A 22,782-nucleotide genomic window follows, 5' to 3' on the forward strand; every position below is an offset into this window, starting at 1 on the left:
GGCGTGGATGTTAGACAGCGGTAAGCGATATACGCAATGGGCGTTGCACACAATGCAACCCACCAGATCAGGGAGGCTCCGTGTCCTTCGACACCGGCACCGACGCGCTCGCCCGTCTCACGGAGGAACGCGTCGACCACCGTTTCAAGGGCCTCCCGCCCGACGCCGAGGGCCTCACCGTCGGCGAGCTGACCGCCCAGCGCCGCAACCTGTTCTCCGACGGCTTCGCCACGCCCGTGCTGGCCCTCTCCGCCGAGCGCCTGGAGCACAATCTCGCGCTCATGGAGACGTACACCGAGCGGCACGGCCTCGCCTTCGCCCCGCACGGCAAGACCTCCATGGCCCCACAGCTCTTCCGGCGCCAGATCGAGCACGGGGCGTGGGGCATCACGCTCGCCGTCCCGCACCAGGTGCGGGTGGCCCGCGCCTTCGGCACCCGGCGGATCTTCCTCGCGAACGAGCTCGTGGACGGCCCGGCGCTGCGCTGGATCGCCGCCGAGCTGGAGCGCGACACGGAGTTCCGCTTCGTCTGTTACGTCGACTCCGTGCGCGGGGTGGAGCTGATGGACGCGGCGCTGAAGGGAAGCACCCGTCCGGTCGACGTCGTCGTGGAGCTGGCCGCCGGGGAGGGCGCCCGTACCGGCGTCCGTACCGAGGCGGAGTGCGCGGCGGTCGCGGACGCGGTGGCCGGGGCGGCGGGAACCCTGCGGCTGGTCGGGGTCGCCGGGTACGAGGGCGAGGTCCCGCAGGCCGACCCCGACCGGGTGCACGCCTATCTGCGCCGGCTCGTCGCGCTCGCCGTCGACTTCGACAAGGCGGGACGGTTCGCGGGCACCGACGAGATCATCGTCAGCGCGGGCGGCAGCGCCTGGTTCGACGCGGTCGCCGACGCCTTCGCCGGCATCCCCGCACTCTCCCTCCCCGTACTGAAGTTGCTGCGGTCCGGCGCCTACGTCTCGCACGACGACGGCCGCTACCGGGAGGTCACCCCCTTCAACCGCGTCCCCGAGGAGGGCGCCCTGGAGCCGGCCTTCCGGCTCTGGGCGCAGATCGTCTCCCGCCCCTCCGCGGAGCAGGCCTTCGCCAACGCGGGCAAGCGGGACGCGGCCTACGACCTGGACCTCCCATTCGCCCAGGTGATCCGCCGGGACGGTACGGAGCGCCCGGCGACCGGCGTGTCGGTCACCGGCCTGTCCGACCAGCACGCCTGGCTCGCCACCACCCACGAGGCGGACGTCCAGGTCGGGGACTGGGTGGGCCTGGGTCTCTCGCACCCGTGCACGTCGTTCGACAAGTGGCAGCTGATCCCGGTCGCCGAGGCGGACGGCACGGTCGTCGACTACGTCCGCACGTTCTTCTAGGAGGGCCCGTGGACCAGCTCGTCATCCGGGACGCGGACGTCGTCGACGGCAGCGGGGCCCCCGCCCACCGCGCGGACGTGGTCATCGACGGGGGCCGGATCGTCACCATCGTCAAGGAGGCCGCGGCGGCCGGCTGCCAGCGCCCGCGCGCGACGCGCGAGCTGGACGCCGAGGGTCTGGTCCTCGCCCCCGGCTTCATCGACATGCACGCCCACAGCGACCTCGCCCTGCTCCGCGACCCGGACCACAGCGCCAAGGCCGCACAGGGGGTCACCCTCGAGGTCCTCGGCCAGGACGGGCTGTCGTACGCCCCCGTCGACGACCGCACCCTCGCCGAGGTGCGCCGGGCCATCGCCGGCTGGAACGGCCACGGCGACGACATCGACTTCGACTGGCGCTCGGTGGGCGAGTACCTGGACCGCCTGGACCGGGGCATCGCCGTCAACGCGGCCTACCTGATCCCCCAGGGCACGGTCCGTGCGCTGGCCGTCGGCTGGGAGGACCGCGAGGTCACCCCGGCCGAGCTGGACCGGATGCGCCGGCTGGTGGCGGAGGGCATGGCACAGGGCGCGGTCGGCATGTCCTCCGGCCTCACCTACACCCCCGGCATGTACGCCGCGGACGCCGAACTGACCGAGCTGTGCCGGGTGGTGGCGTCGTACGGCGGCTACTACTGCCCGCACCACCGCTCGTACGGGGCGGGCGCCCTGGAGGCGTACGAGGAGATGGTGGCCCTGTCCCGGGAGGCGGACTGCTCCCTCCACCTGGCCCACGCCACCATGAACTTCGGCGTGAACAAGGGCCGGGCACCCGAGTTGCTGTCATTGCTGGACCAGGCCCTCGCGGCCGGCGCCGACATCACGCTCGACACCTACCCCTACACCCCCGGCAGCACGACCCTCGCGGCGATGCTGCCGAGCTGGGCGAACGAGGGCGGCCCGGACGCGGTCCTGGCGAAGCTGGCGGACGACGATACGGCCGAGCGCATCCGCCACCACGTCGAGTCCCTCGGCTCCGACGGCTGCCACGGCGTCCCCATCGAGTGGGACACGATCGAGATCTCCGGCGTGGCCGACCCGGCGCTGGCGGACTTCGTCGGCCGTACGGTGGCGGAGTCGGCGCGGCTGCGCGGCGAGGCCCCGTGGACGACGGCCCGCCGGCTGCTGCTGGCGGACCGGCTCGCCCCGTCGATCCTCCAGCACGTCGGCCACGAGGAGAACGTCCGCGCGATCATGCGCCACCGCGTCCACACCGGCGGCTCGGACGGCATCCTCCAGGGCACCAAGCCGCACCCCCGGGCGTACGGCACGTTCCCGCACTACCTAGGGCACTACGTACGGGAGTTGGGCGTCCTCTCCCTGGAGGAGTGCGTCGCCCACCTCACCGCCCGCCCCGCGGCCCGGCTGCGCCTGCCGGACCGCGGCCTGATCCGCGAGGGCTATCGGGCCGACGTCGTCCTCTTCGACCCGGAGACGGTGGCGGCGGGCTCGACGTTCGAGAACCCGCGCAGACTGCCGACGGGCATCCCCTACGTCCTGATCGACGGCCGCTTCGTGATCGAGGACGGCCGAAGGACGGACGAACTGGCGGGACGCGCCGTCCGACGTCCACCGCAAGGTCTTTAGGTCGCGGGGCCGTGTCGATCCGCGGCTGCCGCCGCGTGGGCGCGACCGGCCCCCACCCACCCGCAGACACACACGGCCGCCCGCCACCCCCTACGGCTTGGGCAGGGTGCAACCACTCGCACTGAGGTTCAGCACATTCCCCGTCGTGAAGCACGCCGGAATGATGTATGTCTCCTCCGCGTAGTTGATCCCCTGCCGCACCGTGACGTTCCCGCTCGCGTCCACCTCGCACGGGTTGTCCACGGTGCACCGCTCCCCGTCCTCGTTGCCGGTGTTGTTGACGGCGACGACCTGCCCCGTGGTGGTGTCGATCACCGGCGAGCCCGAGGTCCCGCCGATCGTGTTGCACGCGGAGGTGTAACGGACCGAGTCCTTCCAGGTCCAGTCGCCCTCCTTCAGCCGGTACACGAACCCGTCGATGTTGCAGCTGTAGATCGTCTTCCAGTAGCCGGAGACGACCTTGATGGCGGTACCGGCGACGGGGTGAGTGCTGCTGACGGTGAGCGGGCTGATGCCGTAGGAGCTCTTGATCGCCGCGTACGTCGTGGTGGTGCGGTAGATCGTGACGTCCGTGTCGGTCATCGTCGAGTAGACGACCTGGTTGGCGCGGAGCGTGGCGACCTTGGTGCCGGCGGAGTTCAGCAGGCCGAAGGTACGGCTGGAGGACTGGCCGGTGATGACCTCGCCGGGCTCGGGGAAGCCGGTCTCCAGGCAGTGGCCGTTGGTCAGCACCAGCGCCGGGTCGGTGTCCGCGGAGTTCGGGAAGCGGATGACGGAGCCGGAGCAGTTGCTGAGCGAGACGGTGCCGGCGAAGTTGACGGTCACCGCGGCGGCCGCCTTCGGCCGCGCGTCGGCCTTGGCCGCGGGTGCGGCGACCGCCGGAACCACGCCCAGCCCGGTGATGGCCAGGGAAGCGAGCGCGGCGACGAGAGGCTTGTTCATGTGGGGGTCCCCTCTTGACGACAAGGCGACCGGAGATCTTCCGGCCGCCGCTTGATTTGTCATGTGCATTGTGAGGGGAGGGAGGTGGTGGGGCAAGGAGTTGTTTCAGGACCGGCGTTGGCGGATTTCCGCACATGCGGCGTCGACGTACTCGAAGAACGTCCGAATGCCGGCCGTGATCCGCGCATCGAGGTCGCGGCTGCGCCGCTCACGGCCCTGGGACCACTTGAGGCGCGGACAGCCCGACGGCTCGCGAGGCTCGCCCCCCTAGTGGGACCGGCCGCCGCCGCCCCGCCCGTGCCCCCAGCCGTGTCCCCCGTACGTGGGGGTCCCGGTCGGTGTCCCGGTGGTGGCGGTCGGTGAGGGTGTCGCGCTCGCGCCGGCGGTCGGGCCTGTGCGCGGCGAGGCGCCGGCGGGCGGCGCGGACGCGGTGGTGGACGCGGTGGTGGACGGCCGGACACTCGCGGACGAGGCCGCCCGGGTGGACGGCACGCCCCCTGCCGCCGGTACGGCCGACGTGGCGGAGGGGGTGACGGACGCGCTGCTCGGGGCGGCCTGCGGCGGGCGCGACGAGGACTCGCCGACCGTCCGCTCCGTACGGCTCCGGCCGTCCTGGGGGCCGTCCGACGAGGAGGAGAGGGCGAACCCGGCGACCAGCGCGGCCACGGACGCGGCGCCCGCCGCGCCCACGGCGACCACCCTGCGTCTCGAACGCCGGCCCTCCGCGTCGCGGGCCGACCGCCGCCGCTGCGCCCGGCCCTCCGCCGGTACGGGTGCCGACGCGGGTGCCGGCACGGCGGGCGCGGCGGGTGTGATCCGGGGCAACTCGCGTGTCTCGTCGTACGCGTTGAGCCAGCCGTGTGCGGACGCCGGGTCCCGGTACTCCTCGTACACGGGGGCCGGTCCGCCCCCCTGCGGTTGGTAGACGCTGGGCGCCCCGGTCTCGTCCTCGGCAGGTCTCGGCATGGACGCGGATTCTAGGAGGGAAGGGGCCGATGAGACAGCTACCGGCGATAACAGGCCAAACCATCGGGAGTTTTCGTGTCTCAAGTGGTGGAAAACACGACGCGACGAGCGTTACCGCACCGTAAGCTCACCGGCATGCAGGTGATCCAGTCGACCAAGCTCGCCAACGTCTGTTACGAGATCCGGGGCCCGGTTCTCGAGGAGGCGATGCGGCTGGAGGCGGCGGGACACCGCATCCTCAAGCTCAACACCGGGAACCCGGCCGCCTTCGGCTTCGACTGCCCGCCGGAGATCCTGGAGGACATCCTCCGCAACGTCTCCTCGGCGCACGGCTACGGCGACGCGAAGGGCCTGCTGGCCGCCCGGCGCGCGGTCGTCATGCACAACCAGACCATCGGCATCGAGACCGACGTCGAGCACGTCTTCATCGGCAACGGCGTCTCCGAGCTGATCGTGATGGCGATGCAGGGCCTGCTGGACGACGGCGACGAGGTCCTCGTCCCGGCGCCGGACTACCCCCTGTGGACGGCCGCCGTCTCCCTCTCCGGCGGCACCGCGGTCCACTACCGCTGCGACGAGCAGTCGGACTGGATGCCCGACCTCGCCGACATCGAGCGCAAGGTCACCGACCGCACCAAGGCGATCGTCATCATCAACCCGAACAACCCGACGGGCGCGGTGTACGACGAGGCGATGCTGCGCGGGCTGACCGACATCGCCCGCCGCCACAACCTCCTGGTCTGCTCGGACGAGATCTACGACAAGATCCTCTACGACGACGCCACGCACACCCCGACCGCCGCGATCGCCCCGGACCTGCTCACGCTCACCTTCAACGGCATGTCCAAGGCCTACCGGGTGGCCGGTTACCGGGTCGGCTGGATGGCCGTCTCCGGCCCCCGCGCACACGCCGACTCCTACATCGAGGGCCTGACGATCCTGGCGAACATGCGGCTGTGCGCGAACATGCCCGGCCAGCACGGGGTCGTGGCCGCGCTCAGCGGACGCCAGTCGATCAACGAGCTGGTACTGCCGGGCGGGCGCCTGAAGGAGCAGGTGGACACGGCGTACGAGCTGCTCACCCAGATCCCGGGCGTGACCTGCGTCCGGCCCAAGGGCGCCCTGTATCTCTTCCCGCGCCTCGACCCCCAGGTCTTCAAGATCAAGGACGACCGGCAGATGGTCCTGGACCTGCTGCGGCAGGAGAAGATCATGGTCGTCCAGGGCACCGGCTTCAACTGGCCGGAGCCGGATCACTTCCGGGTGGTGACCCTGCCGTCGGTGGGCGACCTGCGGGACGCGATCGGCCGGATCGGCCGGTTCCTGGACGGCTACGGGCAGCGGTAGCCGCGGGTGGCCGGGGCCCGCCGTAGCCACCGGCCCACGGACCGTGAACCGGGTCAACTTTAGACGAGATCTAAGGTAGGATGGCTTCCTGACAGCACAGGAGGCCATCTCCCATGTACGAAGCGATCCGCACCAAGTCGGTCCACAGCACGATGGCCGGCGCGTCTTCCGACTTCCCCCACCGGACGCGCGAGGAGGAGCTGGACATCCAGCTCGCGGGACATCTCGCGGCGCTGCTCGCCGTCACCGACGAGCTGCGCGGCCTCACGCCGTCCACCGACCTCGACGCCGCCGCGATCCGGCTGGCGGAGCAGGTGACCCGGCTGCGGGGCGGACGTACGCCGGTCCGCGCGTCGCCGGCCGCGGTAGGGCAGCCGGCGTCCCTGCACGAGCGCGCCCACGCGCTGGCCGGCCGCGCACTGGTGGTCGCGGCGTCCCGGGCGGACACCTCGGCGGCGATCCTCGCGGCGGAACGCATGGACGCCCACGCGGCGGCGACGGAACTCACCACGACGGCCTGACCCGAGCCGACCACCCGCCCCCGGCCGATCCGCCACACCCCCAGACGGCCCCGGTCCGCGCGCCCCCAAACCCCGCGCGGACCGGGTTGCCACCACCCCCGCCTCCCCGCAGGCGGCCTCTTCCCGCCGCAACGGCGACCAGCCACCACGGCGCGGCCCGGCGGTGCCGCTCCGACCGCCGTCCGGCACCGCCGAATCCCGCCGCACGGGCCGAGCGCCGTCGCGGCGGACTCTTCTGTCGGCCCCACCGCACCCCTGACCGGTCCTCGTCCCCCCGTTGTAATCCGGGACGTCCACTTCACGCCCCGTTCACCCTGAGCGCCCTGGAATGTGGAGTTCCGCGAGCACGCTCCCCGGCGTGAGACGTATCGCGGGAATCGTCCTGGCGGTGCTGCTGATCGGTGGCGTGGTGGCTGCCGTCGTCGCAGGCCGGCAAGGGGACGACAAGGGCACGGCAACGAAGACCGTGCGTGGTGTGATCGGTTCGGAGAAGTCGGACTTCTTCGCCGATCCCGATGTGGTGAAGGCCCTCGCCGCCAAGGGCTACACCGTGAAGACGGAGGCGTCGGGGTCCTGGGCCATGGACGGCCTGGACCTGAAGGGCTATGACTTCGCGTTCCCGTCCAGCTCGGCACCCGCCGACCAGCTGGCCGCGAAGTACCACGCCCGCCAGCCCCTCCCCCGGCCCTTCTACTCGCCCCTCGTGGTGGTGGCCCATCGCAGCGCCGCCGAAGTACTGGCCGCGAACGGCCTCGCCGTGCTCGACGGCAAGGGCAAGGGCACCCTGAAGATGGCCGCCTACCTGGACGCCGCCCGGCACGACCGGACCTGGCAGCAGCTCAAGGGGGCCAAGGCGCACGGCGAGCTGACCGGGACGCTGTACATCACCAGCACCGACCCGGAGACCTCCAACTCCGGCGCCCTCTACCTCGCCGCCGCCTCCTACGTCGCCAACGGCGGCCAGGTCGTGGCGAGCGACGCCGCCGTCGCGAAGACCGCACCCCTGCTGCACAAGCTGGTCAGCGTCCAGGGCGCCCAGCAGCCCAGCAGCGACTCGGTCTTCCGGGACTTCATCAGCGGTGCCGGCAACCCGCTGGTGTGCCTCTACGAGTCGCAGGTCGTCTCGCTGCTCGCCGACCGGCACGGCGCCGACGACCTGGTGGTCCTCTACCCGGACACCACGGTCAACAGCGACCACACGATCGTGCCGATGGACGACGCCGGCCGGGAGCTCGGCGACCTCCTCAGCACCGATCCAACCCTGCGCAAGCTCGCCGTGAAGCACGGCTTCCGGCCCCAGGGCGACTCCGCCGAGTTCGTCACGGCCACCGCCGACCGGGCCGCGTACCTCAACCAGACACTGACCGGCGTCCGGCAGGCGCCCGTGCCCACCTCCGCGGTGCTGCACGAGATGGCCCGCCGGGCGCGCGGCTGACGGGGGGATCCTGTGAGCAACTTCGACAAGATGAGGCCGAGCGGCGGCGAGCACCCGCCCACGCTGAGCGGTGAGGACGTCTTCACGCTGACCCCGCCCGAGGCGGTCGCGCCGGTGCCGCGGGAGAAGGCCGGCGGACTCGTGCCCGTCGACGACGGTGTCCGTACCGACATGGCGCACAAGGCCTCCGTGTACGTCCGGGACCTGGCCGCCCTGGACGCGCGGTCACCGGAGTTCGCGAGCAAGGTCGGCGAGATCACCGGGCTCGGCGCCGGCGAGATGCGCAGCGCCGCCTCGCAGTCCAACCGCATGCTGGAGCGTGCCGTCCGCAGCCTGCCCGACAAGGGCGGCGACGCCCAGGGCAAGGTCGCCGGCTCGCTCGTCGAACTCCGCCGGGTCGTCGAGGACCTGGACCCGCGCGACCTGCCCGCGGGCAAGGGCCGCAAGTTCCTCTCCCGGCTGCCCGGCGGCAACAGGCTCCGCGACCACGTCGCCAAGTACGCTTCCGCACAGGGCACGTTGAACAAGATCGTGGGCTCGCTGCGCGGCGGCCAGGACGAACTCCGCCGGGACAACGCCGCGTTGCAGACCGAGCGGGTCCGGCTCTGGGAGACGATGGGCAAGCTCCAGGAGTACGTCGTCCTCACCCAGGCCCTGGACACCGCCGTCGAGCAGCACATCGGCCGGCACCCGGACCCCCAGGAGGCCGACGCGCTCCGCGCCGACGTGCTCTTCCCGGTCCGGCAGAAGCACCAGGACCTGCTCACCCAGCTCGCGGTGTCCGCGCAGGGCTACCTGGCGATGGACGTCGTACGACGCAACAACGACGAGCTGATCAAGGGCGTCGAACGCGCCGCCACCACCACCGTGTCGGCCCTGCGTATCTCGGTGATGCTGGCCTCCGCGCTGGACAACCAGAAGAAGGTCATCGAGCAGGTCAACGCGTTGCGTGGGACGACCGAGGACCTCATCCGGGGCAATGCCGAGATGCTCGCGAGCCAGAGCGGGGAGATCCAGCGCATCGCCGCCGACCCGGCCGTCGGCGCCGAGACGCTGCGCGCCGCCTTCCAGCAGATCTACCGCACCCTGGACGCCATCGACACCTACAAGGTGCAGGCGACCGAGGTGATGGCGAACACCGTGCAGTCCCTCACGGACGAACTCCAGTCGGCCAGTGCCTACCTGGAGCGCAGCCGCTCCAAGGGCGCGCTGGAGGGCGGCCCGGCATGAACAGACGCCCGCTGCTGACCCTGCTCGCCGGCGCCGCCCTGCTGACCGGGTGCACCTCCGAAAACCACCAGGACGACGACGCCACGGCCCCGAAGCCCGGCACCCTGCGGGTCCTCGCCTCCTCCGAACTCAGCGACATGACGGCCGTCTTCGACCGCGTCCGCAAGGACACCGGCGTGACGATCCGCCCCACCTACATGGGCACCCTGGACGCCGTCGACCTGGTCGCCCAGGGCAAGGCGGACGGGGCGTACGACGCCCTGTGGCTGTCCTCCGACGACTATCTGCGGCTGCGCCCTCAGGCGGCGAAGAAGGTGGTCTCGGAGACCTCGATCATGTCCAGCCCGGTCGCGATCGGCGTCAGGACGGCCACCGTCAGGTCGCTCGGCTGGAAGCCGGCCGACGTCACCTGGTCGCAGATCGAGCAGGCCGTGGAGGCCGGCAGGCTGACCTACGGCATGACCGACCCGGCCCGCTCCAACTCCGGTTTCTCCACCCTGGTCTCGGTGGCCTCCGCGCTCTCCGGCGCCCAGTCGGCGCTCACGGACGCCGACGTGGCCAAGGCGACCCCGCGGCTGAAGAAGTTCTTCAAGGGCCAGACCCTGACCTCGGGCTCCTCCGGCTGGCTGGCCTCCGCCTACCGGCGGCGCGGCGACGTCGACGCCCTGCTCAACTACGAGTCCGTCCTCAAGGGCATCCCGGACCTCACCGTGATCCGCCCCGCCGACGGCGTGATCACCGCGGACTACCCGCTCTCCTCGCTGGCCGCCTCCTCCGCCGACACCCGCGAGGACGTCCGCAGGGTGGCCGAGGACCTGCGCACGACGGCCGTGCAGAAGCTCGTCACGGACACCACGCACCGCCGCCCGGTGGTCGCCTCGGTGCCGCCGGCCGCCGGTCTTGACACCTCCCGTCGCCGTGAACTCCCCTTCCCGGGCAGCAAGTCGGTGGCCGACGGGCTGATCTCCGCGTACGAGAACGAGCTGCGCCGGCCGTCCCGCACGGTCTACGTCCTGGACACCTCGGGCTCGATGGAGGGCGACCGTCTCGCCCGCCTGAAGAAGGCCCTCACCGACCTCACGGGCGACTTCCGCGACCGCGAGGAGGTCACGTTGATGCCGTTCGGCTCGGACGTGAAGAACGTCAGCACCCACGTCGTCGACCCGGCCGACCCGGACACCGGCCTGAACGCGATCCGCAAGGACACCGACGTCCTGCGGGCCGACGGCAACACCGCCATCTACACCTCGCTGGAGAAGGCGTACGACCGGCTGCGCACCGACCGGGACACCTTCACCTCGATCGTGCTGATGACGGACGGCGAGAACACCACGGGCGCCAAGGCCGGCGAGTTCGACGACTTCTACCGCGGTCTGTCCACCACCCAGCGGAACATCCCCGTCTTCCCGATCCTGTTCGGGGACTCCTCCCGCACCGAACTGCAGCACATCGCCGCCCTGACCGGCGGCCGTCTCTTCGACGCCCAGCAGGGCTCCCTGGACGGCGCCTTCGAGGAGATCCGTGGCTACCAATAGGCTGCTCGGCTACCTGGAGTCCCGCAAGAACCTCACCGGCTGCGCGGGCGGTCTGCTCGGCCTGGTCCTCACCTTCACCGGGGTGGCCGGCCCGTACTGGCCGGTGGTGGTGGCGGGTCTGTACGGCGCGGGCGCGCTGATCGCCCCGCCCCAGCGGCCGCCGCTGCCGGACTTCCCGACGCCGTCGGCCCAGCTGGAGGGAGTGCGGGCCGACTTCGGGAAACTGGAGACCTATCTGACGGAGGTCGGCCTGCCCGCTTCGGCGCAGACCCGGCTCGGCGAACTGACCGACCTGCTCACCGCGTTGCTGGACCCGGGCTGGGCGGCCGAGCTGCTGGCCCAGGACCCGGAGGGCGTCCATGTGCTGTCGCGGACGGTACGGCAGGACATCCCGGAGGCGGTCGACAGCTTCGTCCGCACCCGGTGGTGGACGCGTCTGACGCCCGGGCAGGAGCCGCCGGAGCGGCATCTGGAACGCCAGTTGGGCCTTCTCAAGGAGGAGGCCGAGCAGTTGGCGGCGGGCCTCCGGGACGCGGAGGCCAGGCGCCAGGAGACCCACACCCGGTACCTGGAGGACCGGAACAACTAGCCCACGGGAAGGGCCGGCCTCCCGGTGCGGAAGGCCGGCCCGGTCCGGTGGTGCGGACCCGCTCGCGGAGCGTCAGGGGCAGCTGATGCGCCGGTCGCCCGGGTCGGTGGTGCAGGTGTCGAAGCCGAGGCCGCCGTTGGCCGTGTCGTTGGCGGAGACGCCGTCGGTGGTGACCACCCGGTCGTTGCCGGAAGCCCCGTTCACCGAGTCGTTGCCCGGGCCGCCGTACAGGGTGTCGTTGCCGTCCCCGCCGTCGATGTTGTCGTCGCCGTAGTCGCCGTAGACGGTGTCGGCGCCGCCGTTGCCGCGGAGGGTGTCGTTGCCGCCCAGGCCGCAGATCACGTTGTTGCCGGACGTGCCGTTGAGGGTGTCGGCCCCGCTGGTGCCGATGATCGTGCAGCCCCGCGAGTTGTTGACGGTACCGGTCGCCGTGGCGGTGTTGTTGCCGGTCGCCGGGTCGGACTGGGTGGCCGTGACGGCGGCCGAGTTCCGGAGCGTGCCGGTGGCGCGGGGTTCGGCGACGACGGTGACGGTGGCGCTCGCGCCCGGGGCCAGGGTGTTCAGGGCACAGGTGGCGCCGGTGGCGGAGGCGGTGCAGCTGCCCTGGGTGGTCGTCGCCGAGACCAGGGTCGCGCCGGCTCCGGAGAGCGTGTCGCTCAGTGTGACGCCGGTGGCGGAGGCGGTGGAGGCGGCCGCGTTGGTCACGCGGACGGTGTACGTGGCCCGGTCGCCGAGGGTGACGGAGGACGGGCCGGCCTTGGTGACCGAGAGATCGGCGCTGGGCGGCGGGGGTGTGCTGCCGCCTCCGCCCAGGTAGCGGGCGAGCGCGAAGTCCCGGTCGGGGCCGCCCAGGCCGGCGGCGACGATCCTGCCGTCGGACTGGATCGCCACCCCGCGGGCCGCGTCGCTGCCGCCGAAGTCCGTGGTCACCGCACCGCCGGTGCCGAAGCCACTGTCCAGGCTGCCGTCGGTGTTGTAGCGCCGGACCTCGAAGGCACCGCTGGGCCCGCTGCCGACGGCGACGATCCGCCCGTCGCTCTGCAGCTTCATGTCCTGGGCTCCCCCGCCGGGGGTGACGACCAGTCCGTTGCCGTCGAATCCCGTGTCCAGAGTGCCGTTGGTGTTGTAGCGGGCCAGCGCGAACCGACCGCCGCTGCTGCCGGCCGCGACGATCCTGCCGTCGGACTGGACCGCGAGCGCCTCCGCGGTGTCGTAGTCACCGAAGTCGGTGCGCTGGAAGCCGCCGCTGCCGAACCCGGAGTCGAGGCTGCCGTCGGCGTCGAAGCGGATGAGCGAGAAGTCGAAGCGGGTCGTGCCGACCTCACCCGCGACCACGATCTTGCCGTCGGGCTGGAGGGCCAGGGCGCGCGCGTCGCCGCCCGATTCGGGGGACGGGTCCGGATCGGCGCTCACCATTCCGTCGCCGCTGAAGCTGGTGTCCGGGCTGCCGTCGGGGTTGTAGCGGGCCACCGCGGCCCGGCCGCCGACATAGCCCGCGGCGACGATCTTGCCGTCGGGCTGCACCGCCACGTCCTGGGCCTCTTCGGGGGTGCCGAAGTCGGTGAACACCCGGCCGTCACCGCCGCCGAAGCCCGTGTCCAGAGTGCCGTCCGTGTTGTAGCGGGCCACCGTGAACCAGCAGCAGTTCTCGTACCCTCGCCAACTGCCGCCCGCCACGACGATCTTGCCGTCGGGCTGGAGCGCCACGGCGTGGGCCTCGCTCCACTGGAAGCCGTCGTTCGAAGGGAGGTTGTTGATGGGGGTGGTGACCCGGCCGTCGCCGCCGAAGCCGGTGTCCGGCGTGCCGTCGGGGTTCTGGCGGGTCAGCGCGAAGTCGCTCTCCAGGGCCGATTCGTCGACGAAGGCGCCGACGGAGACGATCTTGCCGTCCGGCTGCACGGCCACGTCGTTGGCGTGGTCTTCCCCGCCGAGGTCGGTGAGGACCACGCCGGTGCCGCCCAAGGCGGTGTCCAGGTCGCCGGGGGCGGCGAACGCGGTACCGGGCAGGGCCACCACGAGCGCCAGGAGAGTGGCTGTCACGGTGGCGGCCCGGACCGTGAGCGATCGAACACGGGGTGTGAACGACCGAACATGAGGTGTGAACATGGGCGACAGCGTTCCGGCACCGGTCCCCGGGTCGGCTCGCCACGAGCCGTCTTGCCCTCACCGGCCGCAGGAAATCACCCCGGCGGGTGAGCGGCCACCGCCGAGACCCCGGCCTGTCGACAGGCGAAGGCCTGCCGTCTCCAGTCCCGTCGGGGCGGACGGGTCGGTGACGGCAGGCCCAGGGGCCGCACACGCCGTTGTGCGCGGCCTCGCCGGTTCACACCGCGGCCGGTCGTGACGATCGCTGGTCAGGGCACACCCGTACCGGCCGCGGAGTCTTCACTCGGGGCTCAGCCCAGCCGCTCCACCAGCGCCCGGTACTCGTCCCAGAGTTCCTTCGGCGTGTGGTCGCCGAAGGTGTTGAGGTGGTCGGGGACCAGCGCGGCCTCCTCGCGCCAGGCCTCCTTGTCGACGGTCAGCAGGAAGTCGAGGTCGCCGTCGGCCAGGTCGAGCCCCTTGGTGTCGAGGGCCTCACGCGTCGGCAGCACACCGATCGGCGTCTCCACGCCCGCCGCCTTGCCGTCCAGCCGCTCCACGATCCACTTCAGGACCCGGGAGTTCTCGCCGAAGCCGGGCCAGACGAACTTGCCCGCGTCGTTCTTGCGGAACCAGTTGACGTAGTAGATCTTCGGGAGCTTCGCCTGGTCCTTGCCCTTGGCGACGTCGACCCAGTGCGCCATGTAGTCGCCCATGTTGTAACCGCAGAACGGGAGCATGGCGAACGGGTCGCGGCGCAGCTCACCGACCTTGCCCTCGGCCGCGGCGGTCTTCTCCGAGGCCACGTTGGCGCCCAGGAACACGCCGTGGTTCCAGTCGAAGGACTCGGTCACCAGCGGGACCGCGGTGGCGCGCCGCCCGCCGAAGAGGATCGCCGAGATCGGCACACCCCGCGGGTCCTCCCACTCCGGCGCGATGATCGGGCACTGCGCGGCGGGCACGGTGAAGCGGGCGTTGGGGTGGGCGGCCGGGGTCTCGGAGGCCGGCGTCCAGTCGTTGCCCTTCCAGTCCGTCAGGTGGGCCGGAAGCTCCTCCGTCATGCCCTCCCACCAGATGTCGTTGTCGTCGGTGAGCGCCACGTTGGTGAAGACCGCGTTGCCCCACAGCGTCTTCATCGCGTTGGCGTTGGTGTGCTCACCGGTGCCGGGCGCGACGCCGAAGAAGCCGGCCTCGGGGTTGATCGCGTAGAGGCGGCCGTCCTCACCGAACCGCATCCAGGCGATGTCGTCGCCGATGGTCTCGACGGTCCAGCCGGAGACGGTGGGCTCCAGCATGGCGAGGTTGGTCTTGCCGCAGGCGCTCGGGAAGGCGGCGGCAACGTACTTGGACTCGCCCTGCGGAGGAGTGAGCTTGAGGATCAGCATGTGCTCGGCGAGCCAGCCCTCGTCCCGCGCCATCACGGAGGCGATGCGCAGGGCGTAGCACTTCTTGCCGAGCAGGGCGTTGCCGCCGTAGCCGGAGCCGTAGGACCAGATCTCGCGGGACTCGGGGAAGTGCGAGATGTACTTGGTCTGGTTGCAGGGCCAGGGGACGTCCGCCTGGCCGGGCTCCAGCGGGGCGCCGAGGGTGTGCACGGCCTTCACGAAGAAGCCCTCGTCACCGAGTTCGTCGAGGACGGCCTGGCCCATGCGCGTCATGGTGCGCATGGAGGCGGCGACGTACGCGGAGTCCGTGATCTCCACGCCGAGCGCGGAGAGCGGGGAGCCGAGGGGGCCCATGCAGAACGGGACGACGTACATCGTCCGGCCCTTCATCGCACCGCGGAACAACCCCTTCTCACCGCTGAAGATCTCCCGCATCTCCGCGGGGGCCTTCCAGTGGTTGGTCGGGCCTGCGTCCTGCTCCTGCTCGGAGCAGATGAAGGTGCGGTCCTCGACCCGGGCGACATCGGTCGGGTCGGAGGCCGCGTAGTAGGAGTGGGGGCGCTTGATCGGGTCGAGCTTCTTGAAGGTGCCCTTCGCCACGAGCTCTTCGCACAGTCGCTCGTACTCGGCCTCGGATCCGTCACACCAGACCACGCTGTCCGGCTGCGTCAGTTCGGCGATCTCGTTGACCCACGAGATCAGTTCCTGGTGCTTGGTGGGGATGACGGTGGGAGCCGCGATGTCGCGCGCCACGATTGCTCCTAAATGAGGGATTTTTTGATCTTTTGGGTCCGCTGAGGACCTTGTCGCCCCGTGGGGGCTGCGACCCGGATGCTTCACAGTCATCGACTGTCTGGCGCTCATCCGGTGCCGACCGCACTCATTTGATCCTCCGACTCGATCACCCATCTGTCCAGAGGGAGTCACAGATGAGCGACGTGAGGAAGGCCACGGTCGCGGTGCCGACCTGCGTTTCTTTGCGTCCACATTGAGTTCGCCTCAAGGTCTTTTTGCCCGGTCCGGCAAGACCGCTGAGTGGTCGGCGGGTGACCCGTGAGACGATGGCCACTCCCGGCCCGTCATCGGCCGAGACCGATCCGTGACTTACGGTTCCGTAGGTACGATGCGGTGCATGACTGCACCCGTCCCCGACGCGCCCACGGACTCGCCGGCCGCCGGCCACGGGTCCAGCGCGCTCTCGTCCCTGTCGGACCAGGTCAAGCCCAAGTTGCGCGGCTGGCTGCATCTGGGCATGTTTCCGGCCGTACTCGTCTCGGGCCTCTTCCTCACCGCACTCGCCGACTCACCGCGCGGCCGGGTCGCCTGCGGGATCTACGCCCTGACGGCATGTCTGCTGTTCGGCGTGAGCGCGCTGTACCACCGGGGCAACTGGAGCCCTCGCATGGACGGCATCCTGCGCAGACTCGACCACGCCAACATCTTCCTGATCATCGCGGGCACCTACACCCCGCTGACCCTGCTGCTCCTGCCCGCCGCGCAGGGGCAGTGGCTGCTGTGGGGCGTCTGGGCCGCGGCGGCCGCCGGCATCGCCTTCCGGGTCTTCTGGGTCGGCGCCCCTCGCTGGCTGTACACGCCCTGCTACATAGCGATGGGCTGGGCGGCGGTCTTCTACCTGCCCGACTTCATGCGTACCGGCGGTATCGCCGTGCTGGTCCTGGTGATCGTCGGCGGCCTCCTCTACAGCGCGGGCGGCGTGATCTACGGCATCAAGCGCCCGAACCCGTCACCGCGCTACTTCGGCTTCCACGAGGTCTTCCACTCCTTCACACTGGCCGCGTTCGTCGTCCACTACGTGGGGATCTCGCTGGTGGCCTACCAGCACGCGTAGTCCCACCGCCCCTCTCCGAGTGGCCACGGCTCCCGAGCCGTGGCCACTTTTTTCATGCCCTGACATCAGCTTCCCATTGACAGACACTAGATTTTGAGAGCTACTCTCATTTCATGGCTACTGTCACTCAGCTTGAAGAAACGCATCAGAATCCCCGCCGCTGGTGGGCCCTGGGCGCCCTGGTCGCGAGCATGCTGGTGCTCGGCTTCGACACGACGATCCTCAATGTGGCGCTCCCGACCATGGCCGGGGAGCTCGGCGCCACCACCAGCCAGCAGCAGTGGATGGCGGACGCGTACGTCGTCGTCTTCGCCTCGCTGATGCTCCCGGCCGGACTCCTCGGCGACCGCTTCGGCCGCCGCCGGATGCTCGTCGCCGGCCTGGTGATCTTCCTGGCCGGCTCCCTGGCCGGCTCCCTCGCCGACGACGTGAACTGGGTGATCGCCGCCCGCACGGTGATGGGCGTCGGCGCGGCACTGGTGATGCCGCTCGCCATGTCCGTGCTGCCCTCGCTGTTCGGGCCGAAGGAGCGCACGCGGGCCGTCGGCATCGTCTCGGCCGCCTCGGCGCTCGGCCTGCCGCTGGGCCCGATCATCGGCGGCTTCCTGCTCAACCACTTCTGGTGGGGCTCGGTCTTCCTGATCAACGTCCCGATGGCCGCCATCGGGATCGCCGCCTGCGTCTTCCTGCTCCCCGAGACCAGCGACCCCGCCTCCCCCAGGGTCGACGTCCTCTCCACCGCGCTCACCGTGACCGGCCTCGGCGCGCTGATCTACGCGATCATCGAGGCCCCCGACCGCGGCTGGGGCGACCCGCTGGTCCTGGCCCTGCTGGCGGGCTCCGTCGTCCTCATCACGGGCCTGGTGCTGCGCGAACGCCGGGTCGAGCGCCCCATGCTCGACATGGCCCTCCTCGCCCACCGCGGCTTCCTGCTCAACACCCTCGCCGCGACGCTGGTGATGTTCGTGCTGTCCGGCCTGCTGTTCGTGCTGCCGCCCTACCTCCAGGCGGTCCTCGGCAACGATGCCTTCGGCACCGGCCTGAGGCTGCTGCCCATGATGGGCGGCCTGCTGGTGGCCGCCCGGGGCGCCGAGGCGATGGCCGCCCGCTTCGGATCACGCGCCGTGACCGCCACCGGCCTGGTCGTCCTCGCCTTCGCCGCGATCCTCGGCAGCCGTACGACCGTGGACTCCGGCTACGGCTACACCGCGCTGTGGCTGTCGATCGCGGGCCTCGGCTTCGGCTTCTCGGTGGTTCCCGCCATGGACGGCGCCCTCGCCGCCCTGCCCGCCGACCGGGCCGGCAGCGGCTCCGGGCTGCTGATGACCACCCGCCAGGTCGGCGGCGCCATCGGTATCGCCCTGCTCGGCAGCCTGCTCGCGAGCACCTTCCGCGACCGCCTGAACGTGACCGGCCTGCCCGCCGGGCTCGGCCACACCGCCGGCGAGTCGGTGGTCGCCGCCCACCTGGTCGCGGCGAAGACCGGCTCGGCCCCGCTGGCCGCCTCCGCGAACGCCGCGTACGTGCACGGCATGGGTCTGGTCCTGCTGGTGTGCGGCATCGCCGCGCTGGTCACCGCACTGCTGGCCGCCGCGTTCCTGCCCAACACGCCGACCGCCCACCCCACCGAAGCGGAAGCCAACGAGGACGCGGCCGTGGCCCCCGCCACCGCCGATGCCGGACAATGACCAGCATGACGGCACCGCACACCTCCTTCTCCCCGGCCGACAATCCCCGGCTCGGCCTGCGTGAACGGAAGAAGATCAAGACCCGCGAGGCGATCCGCGAGGCGATGTACGCGCTGGTCGAGGAGCAGGGGTACGAGGCCACCACGATCGAGCAGATCGCCGAGCGGGCCGAGGTGTCGCCGTCCACCGTCTTCCGGTACTTCCCGACCAAGGAGGACATCGTCCTCACGGACGAGTACGACCCGCTGATCCTGGAGGAGCTCCGCGCCCGGCCCGCCGACGAGCCGTGGCCGGAGTCCCTCCGCTACGTGATGCACCGGGCGGTCACCCTCGGTATGAAGGACGCCCACTCGGTCTCCCGGCTGCGCACCCGGCTGATGGTCGAGGTGCCGGCGGTGCGCTCCCGGATGATGGAGAGCATGTCGGAGACCGGCCGGCTGCTCTGCCAGGCCATCGGCGAGCGCACCGGACGCGACCCGAAGAGCCTGGAGGTACGGGTCTACGCGATGTCCATCGTCGGCGGACTGATGGAGACCTCGATGTACTGGGCGGAGCAGGACCACGAGCCCGACTTCAAGGCCCTTGTCGACCGCGCCCTGAACGTCATCGAACACGGTCTGCCCCCGGAAAAACCCTGAGGTCCCGGCCGCCTGCCGTGCCATCCTGACCAGGTGAACACTGCCGAGATCCGTGTCGAAGTCGCCCCCGAGCTGGCCCTGTTCGTCCCGCACGCCCGCCGCACCGGTACGCACCCGCTCGCCGTCGACGGCGTCTCCACGCTCGGCCATGTGATCGAGTCCCTGGGCGTCCCGCTCACCGAGGTCGGCACGCTGGAGGTGGACGGCCGGGAGGTGCCGGCCGCGCACATCCCGGCGGACGGCGAATCGGTCGCCGTGCGCGCGGTCCGGCGCCCGCAGGAGGTCCCGGGCGCTCCGCTCCGCTTCCTCCTCGACGTCCACCTCGGCACCCTGGCCCGCCGGCTGCGCCTGCTGGGCGTGGACACCGCGTACGAGTCGACGGACATCGGCGACCCGGCCCTCTCGGCCCGCTCGGCGGCCGAGAAGCGCGTGCTGCTCAGCCGCGACCGGGGCCTGCTGCGCCGCCGCGAACTGTGGGCCGGCGCCTACGTCTACAGCACCAGCCCCGACGACCAGCTCCACGACATCCTCGACCGCTTCGCCCCCGAGCTGCGCCCCTGGACTCGCTGCACGGCCTGCAACGGCCTGCTGAGGAAGGCGACCAAGGAGGAGGTGGCGGACCAGCTCAAGGGCGGCACGCAGAAGTCGTACGACGTCTTCGCCCAGTGCACGGAGTGCGGCCGCGCCTACTGGAAGGGCGCGCACCACCAGCAGCTGGAAGCCATCGTGGAGCGCGCCCTCGCCGAGTTCGCCTGAGGCGGTCCCGGGCCGAGGTCAGTTGCGGCCCAGCGCCCGGTACTCCCAGCCGGCCGCCCGCCACTGCGCGGGGTCCAGGGCGTGCCGGCCGTCCACGACCCGGCGCCGGTTCACCACGGAACCCATGACCTCCGGGTCGATCTCCCGGAACTGCGCCCACTCGGTCAGCAGCACCACCACGTCGGCGCCCGCGGCGGCCTGCAGCACGTCGGTGCCGTACTCCAACTCCGGGTGGACACGGCGGGCGTTGTCCATCGCCACCGGGTCGTAGACGGTCACCCGGGCACCGGCCCGGTGCAGCGTGGCGGCGACGTCCAGCGCCGGGGCGTCCCGGATGTCGTCCGAGTTGGGCTTGAAGGCCGCACCCAGCGCGACCACCTTCGTCCCCGCCAGTTCCCCGCCGACCAGCTCACGGACCAGGTCCACGGTGCGGGCCCGGCGGCGCTGGTTGATCCCGTCCACCTCGCGCAGGAACGCCACCGCCTGGGCGACGTCCAGCTCCTCGGCGCGGTGGATGAACGCCCTGATGTCCTTGGGCAGGCAGCCGCCGCCGAAGCCCAGACCCGGCTTGAGGAACCGGCCGCCGATCCGGTCGTCGTAGGCCAGCGCCTCGGCCAGCCGGTGCACATCGGCGCCGGCGGCCTCGCAGACCTCCGCCATGGCGTTGATGTACGAGATCTTCGTGGCCAGGAAGGAGTTGGCGGCGACCTTGACCAGTTCGGCGGTCGGCAGGTCGGCCACCACCACCGGGGTGCCCTGGGCGATGACCGGGGCGAACGCGGCGCGCAGCCGCTCCTCCGCCCACGCGGACTCGGTGCCGAACACCAGCCGGTCGGGGTGCAGGGTGTCCTCCACGGCGAAGCCCTCCCGCAGGAACTCCGGGTTCCAGGCGAGTTCGACCTCGTCCCCGGCCGGCGCGGTCTCGCGGACCAGCTCCGCAAGCCGGGCCGCGGTGCCCACCGGCACCGTGGACTTGCCGACCACCAGGGCCCGCCGGCGCAGATGCCGGGCCAGCTCGGTGACCGCGCCCTCCACGTAGCGCAGGTCCGCCGCGTAGGAGCCGGGCTGTTGCGGGGTGCCCACGCAGACGAAGTGGATGTCGCCGAACTCCGCGGCCTCGGCCAGGCTGGTGGTGAAGTGCAGCCGACCGGATTCCTGGGCCTTGACCAGGAGTTCGGGCAGCCCTGGCTCGAAGAACGGCACCTCCCCGGCTCTCAGCAGCTCGATCTTGCCGGGGTCCACGTCGACGCCCAGTACTTCGTAGCCGAGCGCCGCCATGCACACGGCGTGCGTGGCGCCCAGGTAGCCGGTGCCGATGACCGTGAGACGGGGGGCGTCGGTGCCGTCGAGAAGAGTGTCCATGATGCCTCCGAAGGGGTTTCCCGAGCAGAAAAAGCGCATGCCGAAGACGCGCGTGGGTGAAGGAGAGGGACCTGGGGCCGCGTGCGGGGCCCGGGTGCGAACCGGGCCCCTCGCGTCAGGAGGAGCAGGCTGTGTTGGCGAGGCCCTTCGCCGCTTCGCTTACCTTGTTGTCGCAGGCGACCTTGTTGTTCTCGACGGGCGCGAGATGGAAGCCGTAGCCGGGGCCGTCCACCTGCGCGGTGTTGCCCTGGAACAGGTTTCCGGTGCCCCAGCCGTCGAGGATCCGGTGGGTCTGGAAGCCGTCCTCACGGGAGTGGCGGCCGACGTTGCCCTTGATCAGCCAGTCGTTTCCCTTGACGTCGACCCAGGAGTCGTTGTGACCCCCGGTGAGCTCGGCGCCGTCGAAGGTGTTGCCGATCAGGGAGCCGCCGGTGGTGCCCTCCTTGATGTCGACGGACTCGGCGGTGGTGGCACTGACGTGGTTGCCGCGGATGACGTTGTCGTCGCTCTTGTCGGGCTTGCAGTCGGTGACCGTGCACCAGTTGGACTCCGCCGACCCGACGTAGATGCCCTCGCCGAACGTCTCCTTGCGCTTGCCGGTGTCACGGACGGTGTTGCCCATCACCACGTTGCCGGAGCTGAAGTCGCGCAGATGGATGCCCTCGTCCCCGATGTTCTCGACGGTCAGGCCCTGGATGATGGTGCTCCGGACATGGTCGGCCATGACCCCTTTCTGGCCGTTGCGGACCGTGAAGCCGATCAGCCGCCAGTGGCTGGCGCCGTCGAGGTGGAAGGCGTAGCCGCCGTCGACGTCACCGGCGTCGATCACCGCGCCGGGGCCGCCGCACAGGAAGATCGGCCGGCTCCCGGTGCCGGGGTTGGCGGCGGTGAACCGGTCGTCGTACACCCCGTCCCGCATCTTGATGACGTCGCCGGGCCGCGCCTGGTCCAGGGCCTCCGCAAGGGACTTGGCGTCCCCCACGGTGACCGTGGCGGCCGGGCACTTCGTCCCTCCGGACGCGGCGGCCGCGGCGGAGCCGGACGCGGTGGGCGCGGCCGTCCCCTCGTCGGACGCCGTACCGCTCGGTTCCGGATCGGCGGCCGTGGCACCGGGGCCGTCGGTGGTCTCGGTGTCGTCCGTGGGGGTGGCCACCGGGATGGTGGGGCCCGCGTCGGGGCCCGCCCCGTACACCACGGGCGGGCCGTCTCCGGCGGAGGCCGCCACGATCAGCGCCACCACCGAGATCAGCAGGGCGGCCGAGGCCACCCACAGCGGCAGGCCGCCGGAGAGCCAGATCTGGCGCAGCCGTTTCGCCGCCGTGGGCAGTGTTCCCGGAGTGCCGGCCCCGGGGCGGGGCCCCCGCCCCGCCCCCGCCCCCCCCGCCCCGGGGGGCCGGGTGGTGTGGCTCGGTCGCTGCAAACCCGCGGGCAGGCGGCGCCCCGCCCCCCCCTCAACGGCCGGGGCGGGGCG

The 22,782-nt window shown here is 71.4% G+C and carries 18 protein-coding genes; 13 read left to right on the forward strand and 5 right to left on the reverse strand.

Annotated features, from left to right (window positions below; all coding sequences use genetic code 11):
• Positions 1–80: 80 nt before the first annotated feature.
• Positions 81–1,361: an alanine racemase gene (locus ACWGJB_RS14960; RefSeq protein WP_453380560.1), complete on the forward strand. Its 1,281-nt coding sequence runs from the start codon at positions 81–83 to the stop codon at positions 1,359–1,361.
• 8 nt (positions 1,362–1,369) lie between these two features.
• Complete coding sequence (locus ACWGJB_RS14965; RefSeq protein ID WP_453380561.1) at positions 1,370–2,986, forward strand: N-acyl-D-amino-acid deacylase family protein; 1,617 nt, start codon at positions 1,370–1,372, stop codon at positions 2,984–2,986.
• Positions 2,987–3,076: 90 nt separating this feature from the next.
• Here ACWGJB_RS14965 and ACWGJB_RS14970 read toward each other — a convergent pair whose 3' ends face one another.
• A complete protein-coding gene (locus ACWGJB_RS14970; protein WP_453380562.1) occupies positions 3,077–3,928 on the reverse strand; it encodes a trypsin-like serine peptidase in 852 nt (283 codons plus the stop codon).
• A gap of 322 nt (positions 3,929–4,250) precedes the next feature.
• Here ACWGJB_RS14970 and ACWGJB_RS14975 point away from each other — a divergent pair, with 322 nt between their 5' ends.
• The 7 genes from ACWGJB_RS14975 to ACWGJB_RS15005 all read left to right on the forward strand — a co-directional run bounded on the left by ACWGJB_RS14975 (position 4,251) and on the right by ACWGJB_RS15005 (position 11,551).
• A complete protein-coding gene (locus ACWGJB_RS14975; protein ID WP_453380563.1) occupies positions 4,251–4,853 on the forward strand; it encodes a hypothetical protein in 603 nt (200 codons plus the stop codon).
• Positions 4,854–5,029: 176 nt separating this feature from the next.
• A complete protein-coding gene (locus tag ACWGJB_RS14980) occupies positions 5,030–6,241 on the forward strand; it encodes a pyridoxal phosphate-dependent aminotransferase (protein ID WP_453380564.1) in 1,212 nt (403 codons plus the stop codon).
• Between the two features lie 113 nt (positions 6,242–6,354).
• The gene (locus tag ACWGJB_RS14985) at positions 6,355–6,762 is read left to right on the forward strand and encodes an SCO4983 family protein (protein WP_453380565.1); all 408 of its coding nucleotides are present in this window, start codon (positions 6,355–6,357) and stop codon (positions 6,760–6,762) included.
• Positions 6,763–7,120: 358 nt separating this feature from the next.
• Complete coding sequence (locus tag ACWGJB_RS14990; RefSeq protein ID WP_453380566.1) at positions 7,121–8,197, forward strand: hypothetical protein; 1,077 nt, start codon at positions 7,121–7,123, stop codon at positions 8,195–8,197.
• Positions 8,198–8,227: 30 nt separating this feature from the next.
• Positions 8,228–9,427, forward strand: coding sequence for a toxic anion resistance protein (locus tag ACWGJB_RS14995; RefSeq protein ID WP_453380670.1), 1,200 nt, complete (start codon positions 8,228–8,230; stop codon positions 9,425–9,427).
• Positions 9,424–10,962, forward strand: coding sequence for a substrate-binding domain-containing protein (locus tag ACWGJB_RS15000; protein WP_453380567.1), 1,539 nt, complete (start codon positions 9,424–9,426; stop codon positions 10,960–10,962). Before ACWGJB_RS14995 ends, ACWGJB_RS15000 begins: the two co-directional genes overlap by 4 nt.
• Positions 10,949–11,551 carry a hypothetical protein gene (locus tag ACWGJB_RS15005; protein WP_453380568.1) on the forward strand — a complete coding sequence of 201 codons (603 nt, stop codon included), beginning with the start codon at positions 10,949–10,951 and terminating at the stop codon, positions 11,549–11,551. Before ACWGJB_RS15000 ends, ACWGJB_RS15005 begins: the two co-directional genes overlap by 14 nt.
• A gap of 72 nt (positions 11,552–11,623) precedes the next feature.
• Here ACWGJB_RS15005 and ACWGJB_RS15010 read toward each other — a convergent pair whose 3' ends face one another.
• Together ACWGJB_RS15010 and ACWGJB_RS15015 are read right to left on the reverse strand one after the other, a co-directional pair.
• Positions 11,624–13,591 (reverse strand): calcium-binding protein, encoded by a 1,968-nt coding sequence (locus ACWGJB_RS15010; protein ID WP_453380569.1) that lies wholly within the window; start codon positions 13,589–13,591, stop codon positions 11,624–11,626.
• Between the two features lie 356 nt (positions 13,592–13,947).
• Positions 13,948–15,771 carry a phosphoenolpyruvate carboxykinase (GTP) gene (locus tag ACWGJB_RS15015; protein WP_453380570.1) on the reverse strand — a complete coding sequence of 608 codons (1,824 nt, stop codon included), beginning with the start codon at positions 15,769–15,771 and terminating at the stop codon, positions 13,948–13,950.
• Positions 15,772–16,150: 379 nt separating this feature from the next.
• Here ACWGJB_RS15015 and trhA point away from each other — a divergent pair, with 379 nt between their 5' ends.
• The 4 genes from trhA to ACWGJB_RS15035 all read left to right on the forward strand — a co-directional run bounded on the left by trhA (position 16,151) and on the right by ACWGJB_RS15035 (position 19,949).
• On the forward strand, positions 16,151–16,867 hold the full coding sequence (gene trhA, locus ACWGJB_RS15020; protein ID WP_453380571.1) for a PAQR family membrane homeostasis protein TrhA: 717 nt from the start codon (positions 16,151–16,153) through the stop codon (positions 16,865–16,867).
• A gap of 113 nt (positions 16,868–16,980) precedes the next feature.
• Complete coding sequence (locus ACWGJB_RS15025; protein WP_453380572.1) at positions 16,981–18,555, forward strand: DHA2 family efflux MFS transporter permease subunit; 1,575 nt, start codon at positions 16,981–16,983, stop codon at positions 18,553–18,555.
• Complete coding sequence (locus ACWGJB_RS15030) at positions 18,552–19,193, forward strand: TetR/AcrR family transcriptional regulator (protein ID WP_453380573.1); 642 nt, start codon at positions 18,552–18,554, stop codon at positions 19,191–19,193. The genes ACWGJB_RS15025 and ACWGJB_RS15030 overlap by 4 nt, the downstream gene beginning before the upstream one ends.
• 33 nt (positions 19,194–19,226) lie before the next feature.
• The gene (locus ACWGJB_RS15035) at positions 19,227–19,949 is read left to right on the forward strand and encodes a Mut7-C RNAse domain-containing protein (protein WP_453380574.1); all 723 of its coding nucleotides are present in this window, start codon (positions 19,227–19,229) and stop codon (positions 19,947–19,949) included.
• 18 nt (positions 19,950–19,967) lie between these two features.
• On the opposite strand, the gene ACWGJB_RS15040 is transcribed toward ACWGJB_RS15035, so the two are convergent.
• Both ACWGJB_RS15040 and ACWGJB_RS15045 read right to left on the reverse strand, forming a co-directional pair.
• Entirely contained in the window at positions 19,968–21,311 is a 1,344-nt protein-coding gene (locus ACWGJB_RS15040; RefSeq protein ID WP_453380575.1) for a UDP-glucose dehydrogenase family protein, read from the reverse strand.
• A gap of 115 nt (positions 21,312–21,426) precedes the next feature.
• The coding region (locus ACWGJB_RS15045) for a right-handed parallel beta-helix repeat-containing protein (protein WP_453380576.1) at positions 21,427–22,782 on the reverse strand (1,356 nt) is incomplete at its 5' end.

This window comes from Streptomyces sp. NPDC054813 (assembly GCF_053611365.1).

Coding starts and splice junctions, on each gene's coding strand:
- ACWGJB_RS14970 (WP_453380562.1), bottom strand. CDS start 3,928: ATGAACAAGCCTCTCGTCGCCGCGCTCGCTTCCCTGGCCATCACCGGG.
- ACWGJB_RS14980 (WP_453380564.1), top strand. CDS start 5,030: ATGCAGGTGATCCAGTCGACCAAGCTCGCCAACGTCTGTTACGAGATC.
- ACWGJB_RS14985 (WP_453380565.1), top strand. CDS start 6,355: ATGTACGAAGCGATCCGCACCAAGTCGGTCCACAGCACGATGGCCGGC.
- ACWGJB_RS14995 (WP_453380670.1), top strand. CDS start 8,228: ATGAGGCCGAGCGGCGGCGAGCACCCGCCCACGCTGAGCGGTGAGGAC.
- ACWGJB_RS15000 (WP_453380567.1), top strand. CDS start 9,424: ATGAACAGACGCCCGCTGCTGACCCTGCTCGCCGGCGCCGCCCTGCTG.
- trhA (WP_453380571.1), top strand. CDS start 16,151: ATGACTGCACCCGTCCCCGACGCGCCCACGGACTCGCCGGCCGCCGGC.
- ACWGJB_RS15025 (WP_453380572.1), top strand. CDS start 16,981: ATGGCTACTGTCACTCAGCTTGAAGAAACGCATCAGAATCCCCGCCGC.
- ACWGJB_RS15030 (WP_453380573.1), top strand. CDS start 18,552: ATGACCAGCATGACGGCACCGCACACCTCCTTCTCCCCGGCCGACAAT.
- ACWGJB_RS15040 (WP_453380575.1), bottom strand. CDS start 21,311: ATGGACACTCTTCTCGACGGCACCGACGCCCCCCGTCTCACGGTCATC.